At 67.8% G+C, this 13513-nt stretch carries 13 protein-coding genes; 10 read left to right on the top strand and 3 right to left on the bottom strand.

The window, feature by feature from the left end; translation table 11 throughout:
• Positions 1-18: 18 nt before the first annotated feature.
• Positions 19-687 (bottom strand): response regulator transcription factor, encoded by a 669-nt coding sequence (locus BHD05_RS12095; protein WP_161886657.1) that lies wholly within the window; start codon positions 685-687, stop codon positions 19-21.
• 175 nt (positions 688-862) lie between these two features.
• Between BHD05_RS12095 and BHD05_RS12090 the strand changes: the two genes are divergently transcribed.
• The 5 genes from BHD05_RS12090 (at position 863) to BHD05_RS12070 (ending at position 4137) form a co-directional block, all read left to right on the top strand.
• Entirely contained in the window at positions 863-1249 is a 387-nt protein-coding gene (locus BHD05_RS12090) for a hypothetical protein (protein WP_161886656.1), read from the top strand.
• Positions 1246-1941: a hypothetical protein gene (locus BHD05_RS15950; RefSeq protein WP_236966526.1), complete on the top strand. Its 696-nt coding sequence runs from the start codon at positions 1246-1248 to the stop codon at positions 1939-1941. The genes BHD05_RS12090 and BHD05_RS15950 overlap by 4 nt, the downstream gene beginning before the upstream one ends.
• Positions 1942-2471: 530 nt before the next feature.
• On the top strand, positions 2472-2882 hold the full coding sequence (locus BHD05_RS12080; RefSeq protein WP_161886654.1) for an ArsR/SmtB family transcription factor: 411 nt from the start codon (positions 2472-2474) through the stop codon (positions 2880-2882).
• Positions 2879-3373, top strand: coding sequence for an SRPBCC family protein (locus BHD05_RS12075; protein WP_161886653.1), 495 nt, complete (start codon positions 2879-2881; stop codon positions 3371-3373). The genes BHD05_RS12080 and BHD05_RS12075 overlap by 4 nt, the downstream gene beginning before the upstream one ends.
• A 74-nt stretch (positions 3374-3447) precedes the next feature.
• The gene (locus tag BHD05_RS12070) at positions 3448-4137 is read left to right on the top strand and encodes an NUDIX hydrolase (protein WP_161886652.1); all 690 of its coding nucleotides are present in this window, start codon (positions 3448-3450) and stop codon (positions 4135-4137) included.
• A 13-nt stretch (positions 4138-4150) separates the two neighbouring features.
• Here BHD05_RS12070 and BHD05_RS12065 read toward each other — a convergent pair whose 3' ends face one another.
• A complete protein-coding gene (locus tag BHD05_RS12065; protein ID WP_161886651.1) occupies positions 4151-5926 on the bottom strand; it encodes a DEAD/DEAH box helicase in 1776 nt (591 codons plus the stop codon).
• Between the two features lie 128 nt (positions 5927-6054).
• On the opposite strand from BHD05_RS12065, the gene BHD05_RS12060 reads away from it, so the two are divergent.
• Positions 6055-7827: a SulP family inorganic anion transporter gene (locus tag BHD05_RS12060; RefSeq protein WP_161886650.1), complete on the top strand. Its 1773-nt coding sequence runs from the start codon at positions 6055-6057 to the stop codon at positions 7825-7827.
• A 33-nt stretch (positions 7828-7860) separates the two neighbouring features.
• The gene (locus BHD05_RS12055) at positions 7861-9594 is read left to right on the top strand and encodes an alkaline phosphatase D family protein (RefSeq protein ID WP_161886649.1); all 1734 of its coding nucleotides are present in this window, start codon (positions 7861-7863) and stop codon (positions 9592-9594) included.
• An 83-nt stretch (positions 9595-9677) separates the two neighbouring features.
• On the opposite strand, the gene BHD05_RS12050 is transcribed toward BHD05_RS12055, so the two are convergent.
• Complete coding sequence (locus BHD05_RS12050; RefSeq protein ID WP_202614212.1) at positions 9678-10217, bottom strand: DUF6448 family protein; 540 nt, start codon at positions 10215-10217, stop codon at positions 9678-9680.
• 193 nt (positions 10218-10410) lie between these two features.
• Between BHD05_RS12050 and BHD05_RS12045 the strand changes: the two genes are divergently transcribed.
• Genes BHD05_RS12045 through BHD05_RS12035 form a run of 3 tightly spaced genes read left to right on the top strand, consistent with a single transcriptional unit; the run spans position 10411 to position 13240 of the window.
• Complete coding sequence (locus BHD05_RS12045; RefSeq protein WP_161886648.1) at positions 10411-11550, top strand: NAD(P) transhydrogenase subunit alpha; 1140 nt, start codon at positions 10411-10413, stop codon at positions 11548-11550.
• Positions 11550-11870 (top strand): NAD(P) transhydrogenase subunit alpha part 2, encoded by a 321-nt coding sequence (locus BHD05_RS12040; protein ID WP_161886647.1) that lies wholly within the window; start codon positions 11550-11552, stop codon positions 11868-11870. The genes BHD05_RS12045 and BHD05_RS12040 overlap by 1 nt, the downstream gene beginning before the upstream one ends.
• A complete protein-coding gene (locus tag BHD05_RS12035) occupies positions 11867-13240 on the top strand; it encodes an NAD(P)(+) transhydrogenase (Re/Si-specific) subunit beta (RefSeq protein ID WP_161886646.1) in 1374 nt (457 codons plus the stop codon). The genes BHD05_RS12040 and BHD05_RS12035 overlap by 4 nt, the downstream gene beginning before the upstream one ends.
• Positions 13241-13513: the final 273 nt, after the last annotated feature.

The raw sequence follows: 13513 nt of genomic DNA, 5'->3' as shown, positions 1-13513 counted from the left end.
TCGAGTATCCCCGCCGCCTCAATCATGACCGCCCAGACCGGACTCCCTCGCCAGCACGATGGCTTGGCTTCGGGTCGCGACACCGAGCTTGAGGAAGATGGAAGAGATGTGGTTGCCCACGGTCTTGGGCGCAAGATTCAGCCGCAACGAGATAGAGGTGTTATCGAGCCCCGAGGCAATGAGCGTGAGAACCTGCCGTTCGCGCTCGGTTATCTGCGGGAGCAACACCACGGCGGCGGGGCTCGAGAGACGACCGAGAACCCGCGCGGCGACGGTGCTGCTGAAGATCGCCTCGCCTGCGGCGACGGCTCTGATCGCCCGTTCGATCTCCTCCTGCTCTGCGCCCTTCAGTAGGTATCCGCGAGCGCCGGCACGGAGCGCGTCGGCGATCATCTCGTCTTCGTCGAACATGGTGAGCACCAGGACGCCGACGCCGGGAGCGTGGCGCAGGATTCGCTCTGTCGCCTCGACGCCACTCAGATCCGGCATCCGCAGGTCCATGATGACCACGTCGGGCTTGGCGAGCGCGGTCTCGCGAACGGCTTCTGCTCCCGAACTTGCCTGGCCGACGACCTCGATTCCCGGCAGTGTGCCCAGCAGGGCGACGAGGCCGTGCCGGACCACTGGGTGGTCGTCCGCGAGAAGCACCCGGATGGGCTCGGGGCGCGCATCGGCTTCGACTGTCATGGCCTGATTATGGCCGCGCGGCGGCGAGGCCGAATAGGGGCCAACCCCTACCGCGTCTGGGCAAAAGTTCCCGGCGACGCCGCGAAGATCGAGGTCTCGCACTCATCCGCCGCATGCACCAGGCGGTCACGCTTGGTCGACAGCACCCGCTGTCACAACCAAGGAGGTATTTGCCATGTCCGTTGATTCTCCTTCCCGTCACAAATCCGGGATCTCAACCGCCACCCGCAATGGCCTGCTCCTCGCGGTCCTGCTCGGTGCATCCGACATCGTGTTCGGCGTTATTCAGCTCATTTCGGGAGGCGTTGTTCCCACAGCGGTCAGCTCAGCCTCGATCGTCGCTGGGATGGTCACCGCCGCCGCTGCCGTGCCGGCCTGGCGAGGCGCGACATGGTCCATCTGGGTGATTGTGGCCGTGCGATCGATTGCCGCACTGACAGCGCTGCCGGCGTTCTTTGTTGCGGGGGTTCCGGTGGAGGCGATCTCTCTCGCGGCCGCCACAGTGCTCATCACCGTGGTGGCGGTCGTGCTCTTGCTCCAGCGCCCGAGGGCCGCCTTGTGACCGCCGAGCGCACGAGAGCAGAGACGGTGCGGGATCACCGCACCTTCGACCGCACGCTGGCGGCGCTCCTGATGCCCATCGGGCCGGTCGCCGTGTCCGTGATCCGGTTCCTGATTCCGGGTGCACCGGCCGGCGAGGCGGTGGTCGCTAATCCAGGCGCCCAGCACGTGGTCGTCTGGTGCGGGGTCATCGCGTTATTCACCCTGCTCCCTGGGGCGTGGGCGGCACTCCAACTCGTCAGGCGATATCGACCGACGCTGGCGCTCGTGACCGGTGGCTTCCTCATCCCCGGGTATCTCGCGCTGGGGGTCTTGTTGGGAATTGACGCTGCCCTACTCGCCGCGACCAACCTGGGGCTCTCTCCGGGCGAGGTCACCGCGCTCGGCGAACAACTGATCCGCCTGCCCAGCCAGGATTTGATCCTCTCGGTCTTCATCATTGGACACATCGTCGGAGTCGTCCTGCTTGGCGTTCTCGGTCTTCGCGCGAAATTGATGCCTCGACTTGTGGCCATCCTTCTAGTGGTGTCGCAGCCGCTGCACCTCGTCGCAGTCATCACGGATCTGCGCTGGCTGGACCTGGTGGCGTGGAATCTGACCACGCTCGGGATGGCCTTCCTCGCGCTTCGGGTGCTCCGCACTCCCAACGACGAGTGGGAGTTGCCCCCACGGGGGCGCATGGCGCCTGAATGACGCCACCGTCAGTCGCGACCCATCCATGTGGCCACGTCGATCTCGTTACCCTCGGCGTCGGCCAGCGCCCATTCGACTCCTGGAACCGGATCGAGGGTCCGCGCCCGTGCCGATCGTCGAGGTCTGCGTCGCCGACCTGCGTGTAGCCGAGCAACCTGCGCCAGAACGGCATGACCTGCGGAGCGACGAGTGCGTCGATGGTCAGATCGATGTCGTGCACGGCGGACGGGTCAGCCGGAATGTCGAGTTCGCGGGCGACCTTGGAGATCTGGCGCGCGAGGTTGGCGTCGCGAGTGCTGAGCCCGCCGAGTTCGTGCGTGATCAGTCGCACCATGACGTCGTCGTAGCGCAGGTCGATGTCGGGGTGATGGTTCGCAGCATCCGCCAATCTTCAACTCCGGTGCCATCATGGAATTGCCTCGGCGTGATCTGCTCCACCATGCGTCCAACGCAGACCCGCGGTCGCCGTGCACGACAGGGGTAAAGCTGCCCGTTGCGTCGTCGCGAGCTGAGGGCTCACGTACAACCAAATGGTTGTAGAAAAGTTGAGCGACACCCAGTTGAGCGACACCGAGTTGAGCGACACCGAGTTGAGCGACACCGAGTTGAGCGACACCGACGTGGATCGCATCTTCCAGGCCCTGGCGGATGCGACTCGCCGCGACATCGTCGCCCGCGTGAGCACCCGGGAGCAGTCGGTCTCTGATCTGGCGCGCGCGTACACGATGAGCTTCGCCGCGGTGCAGAAGCACGTGGCGGTGCTCGAGCGGGCGAGGCTCGTCACCAAGGAGCGTCGCGGGAGGGAGCAGATCGTGCACCCTGACCCGAGCACGCTCCACAGGGCGGCACGGTTGCTCGACTCCTATGGGGAGATCTGGCGTGGCCGGGCTGATCGCATGGACCAGCTGCTGGCAGAAGATAGGAAAGGAATGAAGCAATGACCGTAGTGAGCATCGAGAAAGACGCCGAGGCCCTCACGATGAAGTTCGTCGCGGAGTTTGATGCGAGCGTCGACCGGGTCTGGCAGCTCTGGAAGGATCCGCGCCAGCTCGAGCGCTGGTGGGGACAGCCGACCTACCCGGCGACCTTCGATAAGCACGACTTTCGGGTTGGAGGGCGATCCGCCTATCACATGACCGGTCCGGAGGGCGAGAAGCCCCGCGGATGGTGGCAGATCACCGCGATCGAGGAGCCGACCAGATTCGAGTTCGACGACGGGTTCGCCGACGACGACGGTACCCCCGTCGAGGCACTGGGCATTGTGCACGGCGTGGTGACGCTCGAGGCGGCCGGCGGCAAGACCCGAATGACCTCGCTGTCGAGGTTCGAGAGCGCCGAGCAGCTCGAGCAGATGATGGAGATGGGCATGGCGGAGGGCATGCGGGAGGCGATCGGACAGATCGACGCGATCCTCGCGGAACTGAGGGTCTGAGGGTCTGAGGGTCTGAGCCCCGCCCGAACGTATGCCGGAGCACGCGCGGGCGTATCGCGCCTAGGCTTGCGGCCATGTCGCAGCCCAACGGTGACGCCCGCGCCGAACTCCGGGACCTGTGCGCGCGCGGGCTCGACTGGTCGGTGGATCCCTCGCGGATGCTGCTCGACTACGCCCGCGCGCGCCGCGCAGCCGTGCTCGTACTATTCGGGGTGCTCGACTCGCTGCCGGCGCAGGCCACGGCCGCCACCGTCGCGAGCCCGGTGGCCCGCGACCTCGACGTGCTGCTTCAGCGCCGGGCAGCGACGATGGGGCACCACCCCGGGCAGATCTCGTTCCCGGGTGGGGGAGTCGACGCGTCCGACTCCGACGCGGGCGCGACGGCGCTGCGCGAGGCCGTCGAGGAGACGGGCCTCGACCTGCACGGCGTCGAAATTCTGGGGATGCTGCCCGAACTGCCGCTGCCGGTCAGCAACAACGTGGTTATCCCCGTTCCCGCATGGTGGACACGCACCTCGCAGGTGGTCGCGGTCGACCACCGAGAGTCGGTAGACGTGTTCCGCGTTCCGGTCGCCGACCTGCTCGACCCGGCGAACCGCGCGAGCGTTGCGCACGAGTGGCGCGGTCGCACCCTCCACACCCCCGCATTCATCACTCTCGACGGCGCACTCATCTGGGGATTCACCGCGATTGTGCTCTCGCGCATGTTCGACGAGCTCGACTGGGCCGTGCCGTGGGATCTGGACCGGCTGGTGCTGCCGTGAACCGCGTGCGGCGCTAGTCGCGGTAGCTCGTGCGCGGCGGGCGCTCGCCGCCGGCGTTACGCCTGCCCGGGGTGCCCCGGTCGGGGCGGATCTCGATCAGCTTGCCGCTGATGCGGGTGTCCTTGAGCCGCTCGAGAACGTCGCCGGGCAGGTCGGCGGGCAGGTCGACGATCGAGAAGTCGGGGAGGATCTTGATCGCGCCAAAGTCCTCCCGGCTCAGGCCACCCTCGTTGGCGATCGCCCCGACGATCTGGCGCGGCTCCACCTTCTGCCGCTTCCCGACCTCGATGCGGAACGAGGCCATTTTGCGGTTGCTGTCGCGGGGGCGTCGCTCGGCCCGTTCGGGCCGGTCGGCGCGGTCCCATCCGTCGTCCCGGCGGTCGTCGCGGGGAGGTCGCTCGCGCTCGGGGCGCTGGAACCGGGCATCGTCAGGGGAGAGCAGCAGAGGCGTTTCGCCCTGCGCGACGACCGCGAGGGCAGCGGCGACATCCGTCTCCGGCACGTCGTGGTGTTGCACATAGTGGGCGATGATGTCGCGGAATCCGCCAATACGGTCGGCCTGACCGAGTGCCTCGGTGATCGCGTCGTCGAAGCGCGCGAGCCGGGTGATGTTGACGTCGTCGACGCTCGGGAGCTGCATCTGGGTGAGCGGCTGCCGGGTCGCCTTCTCGATGGCGCCGAGCAGGCGGCGCTCGCGCGGCGTGACGAAGCTGATCGCGGCGCCGCTGCGGCCCGCGCGGCCGGTACGCCCGATGCGGTGCACGTACGACTCGGTGTCGATCGGGATGTCGTAGTTGACGACGTGGCTGATCCGCTCGACGTCGAGGCCGCGCGCCGCGACATCCGTGGCGACGAGGATGTCGAGCTTGCCCGACTTGAGCTGGTTGACGGTGCGCTCGCGCTGGGCTTGGGCGACGTCGCCGCTGATCGCCATGGCCGAGTAGCCGCGTGCGCGCAGCTTCTCGGCGAGCGTCTCCGTCTCGTTCTTGGTGCGCACGAAGACGATCATTCCCTCGAAATTCTCGACCTCGAGGATGCGGGTGAGGGCGTCGACCTTCTGCGGGTACGACACCATCAGGTAACGCTGCGTGGTGTTCGCGGAGGTCGTCGTCTTGTTCTTGACGGTGATCTCTTCGGGGTCGTTCAAGTACTTCTGCGAGATGCGCCTGATCTGCGGCGGCATGGTGGCCGAGAAGAGGGCGACCTGCTTGTCGTCGGGCGTATCGGCGAGGATCGTCTCGACGTCTTCGGCGAAGCCCATCTTGAGCATCTCGTCGGCCTCGTCGAGCACGAGGTACTTGAGCTCGGAGAGGTCAAGGGTGCCCTTGGCGAGGTGGTCCATGATGCGGCCGGGGGTACCGACGACGATATGCACGCCACGCCGCAGGGCGGAGAGCTGCACACCATAGGCCTGGCCACCGTAGACGGGGAGAACGTGCACGCCGCGCATGTGGGACGCGTACTTCTCGAACGCCTCGCAGACCTGCAGGGCGAGCTCGCGGGTGGGGGCGAGCACAAGCGCCTGCGGGTTCTTCTGCGACACGTCAAGACGCGACAGGATCGGCAGCGCGAACGCGGCGGTCTTTCCCGTGCCGGTCTGGGCGAGGCCGACAACGTCGCGGCCGGCGAGGAGCGGGGGGATGGTCGCGGCCTGGATGGCCGACGGGGTCTCGTACCCCACGCTCTTGAGCGCCTTGAGCATGGCGTCGCTCAGTCCGAGGTCGGAGAAGGTCTTAGCGTCGCTGGCAGTGTCTGCCTCGCTCGGCGCGGTCGTGTCAGGATGCGTCACCGTACAACGGTAGTCGATAGCGTGCCCCTCCTCCCACGAACCTTTCCTCGGGTTTGCGGGTTGGTGGCCGCGCAGCGCTTCGCGGGCGGCCCTTCTGTGTGCGCGGGAACTGGGACACAATGAGCCGAATGGGCGACAACGGAACAACTGGAGGCGCGGCGTCTCGCCGCCTCGGGCCGGGACACTGGAGGCCCCGGCGCTGGCTACCCGGTCTCGAGACCGCACGCGGGTACCGCCGAGCATGGCTGCTGCCCGACCTCCGTGCCGGCGTCGTGCTTACCGCCCTGCTGATCCCCGCCGGTATCGGATACGCCGAGGTCGCGGGGCTACCGCCGGAGACCGGCCTCTACGCCACCATCCTCCCGCTCCTGGCGTATGCGATTTTCGGGCCGTCGCGCATCCTCGTGCTCGGGCCCGACTCGGCGTTGGCCCCGATCATCGCCGCCGCGATCCTCCCGCTTGCACTCGGCAACGACGAGCGCGCGGTCGCGCTCGCTGGCCTGCTCGCCCTCATGGTCGGCGTGATCCTGCTCGTGGGGGGACTGCTGCGGCTCGGCTTCGTGACCGACCTCATCTCCAAGCCGATCCGGGTCGGCTACCTCAACGCGATCGCCCTGCTCGTGCTTGTCTCGCAGATACCACCGCTGCTCGGGTTCTCGATCGAGAGGGAGTCCCCGCTCAGCGACGTCTCCGCTATCGTCGTCGGCATTGCCGAGGGCCGCATCGACACCCTGGCGCTGGCCGTCGGTCTCGGATCGCTCGCCGTGATCGTCATGTTCGGCCGGTTCCTGTCGCGAGTGCCCGGCGTGTTGGTGGCGGTGGTGCTCGCGACCGCGCTCACCGCGATCCTCGGGCTGTCGGAACGGCTGCCCGTGGTCGGGGCACTCCCGCAGGGTGTGCCGACGCCGGCGCTCGGCGGCATCGGGTGGGCGGATGTCGCGGAGCTCGCGCTGCCCGCTCTCGGCATCGCCCTCATCGCCTTCACCGACACCGCCGTGCTCTCGCGCACCTTCGCGGCGCGGCGCGGCGAGTCGGTCAGCGGCAGCCAGGAGATGGCGGCGATCGGGGTGTCCAACCTCGCGAGCGGATTGTTCGGCGGATTCCCGATCTCGGCATCCTCGTCGCGCACCCCGGTCGCCGAGAAGGCGGGCGCCCGGTCCCAGCTCACCGGTCTGGTCGGCGCGGCACTCATCGTCGTGTTTATGCTGATCGCTCCCGGGCTGACGGCGTACCTTCCCTCGTCGGCGCTCGCCGCGGTGGTGATAGTCGCCGCCGGCAGCCTCATCGACGTGAAGGGTGTTATCGCCATCGCCCGGATGAACCGGGTCGACGCGTTCCTGTCGCTCGCGGCGCTGGTCGGGGTGCTCGCCGTCGGGGTGATCCAGGGCATCGCGGTCGCGATCGGGCTCTCCTTCGTGGCATTCGTCAATCAGGCGTGGCGACCGTACCGGGCAGAGCTCGGCCGCCGGCGCGGCGTTCGCGGCTACCACGATCTCTCACGCCATCCCGACGGTGAACGCCTGCCCGGCATCGTGATCGTGCGCTTCGACGCACCGCTCTTCTTTGCGAACGGCGGGTTGTTCGACGACTACGTGCGCGAGACGGTCGCCGCGGCCGGCGTCGGTGTGCGCACCGTGATCCTCGCGGCCGAGCCCATCACCGACATTGACACCACGGCGATTGACGAGCTGGTCGAGCTCGACAACTTCCTCGCTTCCCGCGGGATCACCCTGATCTTCGCCGAGATGAAGGGCCCGGTGAAGGATCTCCTGCGCGCCTATGGCCTCGGCGGGCGATTTCCGCCGGAGCGGTTCGCGGAGACGGTCGGCACCGCCGTCGACGACGCGACCGGCACGCTGCGCGGCGACCTCGAGGGCACCCGCTGGGACGAGGAACCCTAGCCGCGGCGACGACAGCTTGCTAAACCTTTAGTCATGACGACGTCTCCTCTGGTCCTCGGCCCGATCCTCCGGTACGTCGACGAGGTGTCAGCGACCATCTGGGTCGAGACGAGGGAGTCCGCGACGGTGACTGTCAGCACCACGCACGGCACAACGTCGGCTCGAACCTTTGGCGTGCACGGGCACCACTACGCCCTGCTGCAGGTCGGTGGCCTGGCGCCCGGCACGGTCACGCCCTACTCGGTGGAGGTCGACGGAACGCGGGCGTGGCCGGATGTCGACTCGTCTCTTCCGGCATCCGTCATCTCCACCCTGGAGCCGGGGCGGCCGCTCCGGCTGTCGTTCGGGTCGTGCCGCACGAGCGTGCCGCACGACAAGGCGGGCAACCGCGCCCATGGGGTCGATGCGCTGCGCGCTTTCGCGCTGCAGCTGGCCACGAGGGACCGGGTGGTCGAGTGGCCTGATCTGATGCTGTTTCTGGGCGACCAGGTGTACGCCGACTCGACGAGCACGGCGATGCAGCAATTCATCTCTGCCCGGCGCGACATCCACGAGCCGCCCGGCACGGAGCTCGCCGACTACGAGGAGTACGCGCACCTGTACCGTCTGGCCTGGTCAGACGAGGCCAACCGCTGGCTGATGTCGACGGTGTCAAGCGCGATGATCTTCGACGACCACGATGTGCGCGACGACTGGAACGCCTCGCTCAGCTGGAAACGCAAAGTGGAGGCCACGACCTGGTGGCACGGTCGCATCGTCGCTGGCCTGGCGTCGTACTGGGTGCACCAGCACCTCGGCAATCTCTCGCCTGCCGGGCGTGCCGACGACGAGATCTGGCGGCGGATCGCCGATCACGACGACGGGTCAGAGCTCGACCTCAGCGATGTGCTCGACGAGTTTGCCGCTCGGTGCGACCGGGAGCCGAGAAGTTACCGGTGGAGCTTCTGCCGCGACTTCACCGCCTCGCGGCTGATCGTGCTCGACTCCCGCGCCGCCCGCGAGCTCGACCCGGCGCGGCGCGCACTCGTCGACGACGTGGAGACCGCGTGGCTCGATGAGCGGATGCGGGGAGGCTTTCGGCATCTCCTGATCGGCACCTCCCTGCCGTTCCTGCTGCCGCCGGGGCTGCACCATGTGGAGTCCTGGGACGAGGCGATCGCCGAAGGCGCCTGGGGCCGGCTCGCCGCCGGAGTCGGCGAACGGCTGCGTCAGGCGTTCGACCTGGAACACTGGGGCGCATTCCAGAGGAGCTTCCGTCAGGTGGCCGAGATGGCGACCGAGGTGGCCGACGGTAAGCGTGGCGAGGCACCCGAGAGCGTCACCTTCCTCTCCGGCGACGTGCACTTCTCCTACATCTCCGAGGTGGAGAGGTCATCGGGCAGTCGCATCGTGCAGGCGGTGTGCTCGCCGATCCGCAACCCCATGCACGTGGCGCTGCGCACCTTTAACGCGGTGCTGGCCTACGGAATCGTCACGAAGCTCGCCGCTCGGCTCGCCCGCACGGCTGGGGTCGGCGGTCCGCCTTTCCACTGGTCGGGTATCGAGGGACCGTGGTTCGACAACTGCCTTGCGAGCCTCGTTGATACCCCCGATGGGCTACGGATTCGCTGGGTCTCTGGCATCGTCGTGCGCGGCGACTACCTGAGGCCCGAGTCGAAGGAGGTCGCGGCGATCACGGTGGAACCCCGCCGATCGTCCATCGCCAGTCCGGCCAGTACGGTCAGTCGCGCCGGCGGCCGAATGCGAAATAGGCGATCGGCCCGATGAAGTTCAGGCCGATGATCACCGCCCCACCGTCGTGCCATTTCCACCGGTCTCCTTCTTCAGTGTTGATGCTCAGCTCCAACAAATCATTGATGGTGCGCGAGATCGCCCGGGTTGTGGATCGCGCGGGCGGACAGTGCCTGGTACACGAGATGGGCGTAGGCCTCGAAGCCGAGCATCGCCTCGACGTGCTTTCGCGCGAAGTCCAGCGAAAGATGCTTCATGGCGTCGAGGAGCTTGACGTGCTCAAGCCGGCTGGTGAATTCGTCGCGCAGCACCTCACTGAGAAACCGCACGAGCGCCTCTGACGAACCACTCTCGATGGAGTGCTCGGCGAGCGGAATCACCCGGCCGACCGTGAGCCCCGCGGGCTTGATGCCCGTATAGGGCGCACCATCGCCCGCACGATGCACACGAACGACTGTTTCGAGGAAGAGCTGGTCCGCCACAGCCCTGGCCGCAGGGCTCTGGCGGCGTACCGGCAGCACCGTGGTGAACATGCTGCGCAACTCGGGTTCGCCCCCCGCGTGAACGTAGGGCAAAACCAGCTCCACGTCCTCGGCCTCGAGGGCCTTCCGGGCGGCGGTGACCACCGGGCCGTCCAGCGAATCGCAGTGAGGGGGCATGACTCCTCCAGTCGTCGTGTTCTCCCACGTTGGGCCATAGCACGCTCGCACGTCAGGGGCCAAGGTCCCCCAGGATCGCCTGCCTGCGGAATGCCCTGCGGAATGCTCCTCACCGAATGTCGCGCCCACCTCCCCGACGAATCCACAGATTCTCGATAGCGTCAGCTGAGCACAACGATGCGAGGAGCTGGCAATGAAGGTAGCCGTCAAACGGGAACGCGACCCCGCCGAGCTGCGCGTCGCCGCGACGCCGGACTCCGTCCGCCACCTCGCTGACCACGGGCTCGACGTCGTCATCGAGGCGGGGGCGGGGGAAGCCGCCGGGTTCACGGATGCCGCCTACACAGCATCCGGCGCCGAGGTCGTGACGAGTATCGACCCGCAGACAATTGATCTGCTCGCTCACGTGCGGCCGCTGACCGCCGAGTTCATCGGGCGCCTGCGCGCGGGCACGATCACGATCGGGTTCGGCTCACCGACGAGTGAGCTCGCGGCGGTCGCGGCATTGCGTGATGCGCGAGTGACTGCCTTCGCTATGGAGCTCGTGCCGCGTATCTCCCGCGCCCAGTCGATGGACGCCCTCACCTCGCAAGCGCTCGTGTCCGGCTACCGCTGCGCGCTCGAGGCTGCCATGCGCCTGCCCCGTTTCTTTCCGCTCTACATGACCGCGGCCGGCACCATCCCGCCGGCCAAGGTGCTCGTGCTGGGCGCCGGCGTCGCGGGGCTGCAGGCCATCGCCACGGCCAAGCGCCTCGGGGCACGGGTGTCCGCGTACGACGTGCGCGTCGCATCCGCCGATGAGGTGCGCTCCATGGGCGGCACCTTCGTCGACCTCGGCCTCGACGCGATCGACGGGGCGGGAGGCTACGCACGGGAACTGGCCGAGGACCGGGCGCGTCTCCAGCAGGAACGGCTGGCTCCCTGTGTTGCGGATGCCGATGTCGTGATCACGACCGCCGCTATCCCGGGCCGGCCCGCGCCGCGCCTGGTGAGCGCCGACATGCTGCGGGGGATGCGCGGCGGGTCGGTCGTCGTCGACCTTGCCGCGGAGTCGGGAGGCAATGTGGAGGGAAGCATCCCCGGTGAGGAGGTGCAGGTTGCGGTCGCCGACGGACACATCGTGGTGCTCGGAATGAAAGACGTCCCGTCGAAGATGCCCAGCGATGCCTCGCGGCTCCTGGCGAGGAACATCTCCAACCTCGTCGCGCTCATGACAGTCGACGGTGTGGTCGTTCCCGACTTCGACGATGAGGTCGTCCGCGGTACCTGCCTCACCCACGCGGGCACCGTTGCCCACCAACCCACCCGCGACGTCCTGGAGGGGGCCAACTGATGGATGCCGTCACCCTGCTGACGATCTTCGTGCTGTCTGTCTTCGTCGGGTTCGAGGTCGTCTCGAAGGTGTCCAGCACCCTGCACACGCCCCTGATGTCGGGGGCCAACGCCATCCACGGCATCATCCTCGTCGGCGCGATCATCGTTGCGGGGCAGGCCGAGAACGTCGGCATCCTGATCGCCGCGCTCGCCGCGGTGTTGATGTCGACGATCAACCTCGTCGGCGGCTTCGTCGTGACCGACCGGATGCTGGAGATGTTCGGCGGGCGCAGGGCCGCGGCTCAGGCCTCTGCAGCCGCGAAGGAAGGCGACCGATGAGTCTGCTCAGCACGGAGTGGACGGCGTTGCTCTACCTCGCCGCCGCCGCCTGCTTCATCCTCGCGCTCAAGGGCCTTGGCAACCCGCGTACGGCCCGACGCGGCAACCTCATAGGCGCCACCGGCGCCGCAATCGCGGTGCTGACCGTGTTTCTCTCGACCGATCTCGACAACGTGCCGCTCATCGTGGGCGTGATCCTCGTGGGTGCGCTCATCGCCACCCCCGTGTCGCGGCGCGTGCAGATGACGGCGATGCCCCAGTTGGTCGCCCTGTTCAACGGCGTCGGAGGTGGCGCGGCCGCGATCGTCGGCCTGCTCGAGCTCGCCCACGTCGAGACGCAGTTCGCCGCCGGCGCGATCGCCTTCACAGTTTTCGTCGGCGCCGTGTCGTTCTCGGGGTCGGGCATCACGTTCGCCAAGCTGCAGGGCATCCTGCCGGGTCGCCCGCTCATCTTCCCCGGGCAGGCCTGGGCCATGGGGCTGGTCCTCATCGCCGCGGTGGCGTTGGCTGTCGTTGTCGTCATCGACCAGTGGATGCTCGGAGCCGCGCTGCTGCTCGTGCTCGGCCTGGTCGCGGGGGTGCTGCTGGTCAACCCGGTCGGAGGCGCCGACGTTCCCATCGTGATCTCGCTGCTCAACGCCTTCACCGGCCTCGCTGTCGCGGCGTCGGGCCTCGTGCTCGGCAACGTGCTACTGCTCGTGGCGGGAACCCTCGTGGGTGCCAGCGGAACGATCCTGACCCGCGCCATGGCATCCGCGATGGGCCGCAACGTGAGCGGAATCATCTTCGGGGCGCTCAAGGGAGGGTCGACGGCCGGATCGACGGCCGTGTCCGACCGTCCCGTTCGGTCGTCATCCGCCGAAGACGTGGCGATCCTGCTGGCCTACGCGCAGCGCGTGATCGTTGTGCCCGGCTATGGGCTCGCGGTCGCCCAGGCACAGCACACCATGGCCGAGCTGGCGTCGACGCTCGAGGGCAAGGGGATCGAGGTCGTCTACGGCATCCACCCCGTCGCGGGGCGCATGCCCGGGCACATGAACGTGTTGCTCGCGGAGGCCAATGTGCCCTACGAGCAGCTGAAGGAGATGGACGAGGTCAACCCGCAGTTCAAGACGGCCGATGTGGTGCTCGTTGTCGGGGCCAATGACGTCGTCAACCCGGCGGCGAAGACAAGCCCGGGCTCGCCCATCTACGGCATGCCCATCCTCGATGTCGCGGCCGCGCGGCAGGTGGTCTTTCTCAAGCGGTCGATGCGGCCCGGCTTCGCAGGAATCGAGAATGAGCTGCTCTACGAGCCCCAGACGACCCTGCTCTTCGGCGACGCGAAGGCCTCACTCACCAAGGTGTTGAGTGCGGTGAAGAACCTCTAGGTTGCGGGGCGCCTGAGCGGGCGGGCTTCTCGTCATGGTCGGGGAGCGCAGCACCGCAGCCCAACCGGACGCGGTGATGTTGCGCCCGCTTGCTTGGCGCGCGCACTCGGACATCGCGTCGAGCAGCACCTCATCCGGAGTGCGCTGCCCGTAAGGATGAGCCATTTACGCCGGGCACGTGCCAGTACGGTACGAAGCTGGTCGCCGTCGGCCGCTGCTCTGGGGTGGTCCGCTCCACGGCTGTCTTGTCCTCCCCAGGGTCGCGGCGGGGGT

The organism is Marisediminicola antarctica (assembly GCF_009930795.1).
Classification (GTDB): domain Bacteria; phylum Actinomycetota; class Actinomycetes; order Actinomycetales; family Microbacteriaceae; genus Marisediminicola; species Marisediminicola antarctica.
Note: the sequence above shows the minus strand (reverse complement) of the source record. Positions and strands in the feature narration are given on the sequence as shown.

Excerpts from the sequence above, each read along its gene's own strand:
- BHD05_RS12060 (WP_161886650.1), top strand. The coding sequence starts at position 6,055 with ATGGGCGACAACGGAACAACTGGAGGCGCGGCGTCTCGCCGCCTCGGG.
- BHD05_RS12040 (WP_161886647.1), top strand. The coding sequence starts at position 11,550 with ATGGATGCCGTCACCCTGCTGACGATCTTCGTGCTGTCTGTCTTCGTC.
- BHD05_RS12080 (WP_161886654.1), top strand. The coding sequence starts at position 2,472 with ATGGTTGTAGAAAAGTTGAGCGACACCCAGTTGAGCGACACCGAGTTG.
- BHD05_RS12055 (WP_161886649.1), top strand. The coding sequence starts at position 7,861 with ATGACGACGTCTCCTCTGGTCCTCGGCCCGATCCTCCGGTACGTCGAC.
- BHD05_RS12050 (WP_202614212.1), bottom strand. The coding sequence starts at position 10,217 with ATGCCCCCTCACTGCGATTCGCTGGACGGCCCGGTGGTCACCGCCGCC.
- BHD05_RS12095 (WP_161886657.1), bottom strand. The coding sequence starts at position 687 with ATGACAGTCGAAGCCGATGCGCGCCCCGAGCCCATCCGGGTGCTTCTC.
- BHD05_RS12075 (WP_161886653.1), top strand. The coding sequence starts at position 2,879 with ATGACCGTAGTGAGCATCGAGAAAGACGCCGAGGCCCTCACGATGAAG.
- BHD05_RS12070 (WP_161886652.1), top strand. The coding sequence starts at position 3,448 with ATGTCGCAGCCCAACGGTGACGCCCGCGCCGAACTCCGGGACCTGTGC.
- BHD05_RS12045 (WP_161886648.1), top strand. The coding sequence starts at position 10,411 with ATGAAGGTAGCCGTCAAACGGGAACGCGACCCCGCCGAGCTGCGCGTC.
- BHD05_RS12035 (WP_161886646.1), top strand. The coding sequence starts at position 11,867 with ATGAGTCTGCTCAGCACGGAGTGGACGGCGTTGCTCTACCTCGCCGCC.
- BHD05_RS12090 (WP_161886656.1), top strand. The coding sequence starts at position 863 with ATGTCCGTTGATTCTCCTTCCCGTCACAAATCCGGGATCTCAACCGCC.